The organism is Bradyrhizobium sp. STM 3843, assembly GCF_000239815.1.
Classification (GTDB): domain Bacteria; phylum Pseudomonadota; class Alphaproteobacteria; order Rhizobiales; family Xanthobacteraceae; genus Bradyrhizobium.
Genome location: NZ_CAFK01000134.1, coordinates 1 through 1,653, shown reverse-complemented (window position 1 = coordinate 1,653; position 1,653 = coordinate 1). Strand labels below are relative to the sequence as shown.

Sequence of the window (1,653 nt, the reverse complement as noted above, 5' to 3'; positions counted from 1 at the left end):
CGGTAGTAGCCGTGATTGCCGTTCGAGGGATGGTCGAGATGGAAGACGACCAGATCCGGGCGGCCGTCACCGTTGAGATCGCCAATCGCGATGCCGCCGCCCTGGTTCTCGTTGCCGAACCAGCCGGGGATCGGAATCGGATTGCTCCAGCCACCGGTGACGTTGCCGGCGACGTCCAGATTCCAGCCGATGCGGTAGTAGCCAGCGTTGCCGTTCGCCGGATGATCGATGTGAAACACGATCAGGTCAGGCCGGCCGTTGCCGTTGAGGTCGGCGATGGCGACGCCGCCGCCCTGGTTCTCATTGCCGAACCAGCCGGGCACCTGGATCGGACTGGTCCAGCCGCCGGTGACATTGCCCGCGACATCCAGATTCCAGCCGATCCGATAGTAGCCGTGGTTGCCGTTCGAGGGATGGTCGATATGAAACACCACGAGGTCCGGCCGGCCATTGCCGTTGATGTCGGCCGTTGCGATGCCGCCCCCTTGGTTTTCGTTGCCGAACCAGCCGGGAATCTGAATCGGATTGCTCCAGCTGGCGGCATGACCGACAGCGTTCAGGTCCCAGCCGATGCGATAGTAGCCGTGATTGCCATTCGAGGGATGGTCGATGTGAAACACCACGAGGTCCGGCCGGCCATTGCCGTTGACGTCAGCCAAGGCAATGCCGCCGCCCTGGTTCTCGTTACCGAACCAGCCGGGGATCTGGAGGGCGGGATCATGGATGTCGGTCCAATCTCCGGTCTTTGCCGCAGGCGTGGATTCGACGCGCACCACCGCTTCGAAGAAATCGCCGACGTCGCCCGGATGCTTGCCTGGGCCGAGATGATTCCAATAATCATCGTTGTCCGACGACGTCGAGTTGCCGGTCACGACGAAGACGTTGTTGGAGGCATCCGCCGTGGCCCCACCCGGCCCCCAGATGCCGCCGCCGAAGGTGCGCTGCGAGCCCATGGGGAGGAATTGCTGCTTGGTCAAATCGTCCGTCTCGCACGAGACGACCCAGCCGCGATACGGCCCGTTGTCGTCCGCCAGGAAATCCGCGAAGGTCACGAACACCTGACCGCCGGCGATCAGCAAGGCGCCGCGCTGATCATGATCCTTGCCGACGAAGATGGGGCCATTGGCACCGGAGTCGAGGATCGGCGCCTGAGCCAGGACGTCGCCCGTATCCAGATCGAGCGAATAGATGCGATATTCCCCGGACTCGGTCATCGCCGCGACGAACAGACGGCGCTTGTCCGGCTCGAGCACCATGGTGCCGCACACCCCGACCGGCGGTGGAATGTTGCTGCCGTGCCTGGTGTTGGGGATCGTCAGCGTCCTGCGCCAGATCGGATTGGTCGAGCCCGCCCGCAGCTGCTCCTCGGAATAGGCCAGTACCAGATTGGCTGACGTCGCCACGTAGAGCATCGTATGGGTCTCGCCGGTGTGGCTGCCCTTCCTGATCTGCCAGTCCGGCAAGAACAGCACGGCGCCGCGAACCGGAGCTCCGAGATCGAGCTCCTGATATTTCCCCCACGCCCGGCCGCCGAGACGCCGACGCTGGAGCGGATTTGACCGAACGAGCAGACCGGTTCGGGCATTGTCATAGTGATACGTAGGACAATTCATCCTCATCACGACCCTCCTCTCGAGATTGACATGTACGACG

Annotated in this window: 1 protein-coding gene; it reads right to left on the bottom strand. The window is 63.2% G+C overall.

From position 1 onward, the window contains the following. On the bottom strand, positions 1 to 1,619 hold a 1,619-nt coding region (locus tag BRAS3843_RS16215), incomplete at its 3' end, for a VCBS repeat-containing protein (protein ID WP_139024879.1). Positions 1,620 to 1,653: the final 34 nt, after the last annotated feature.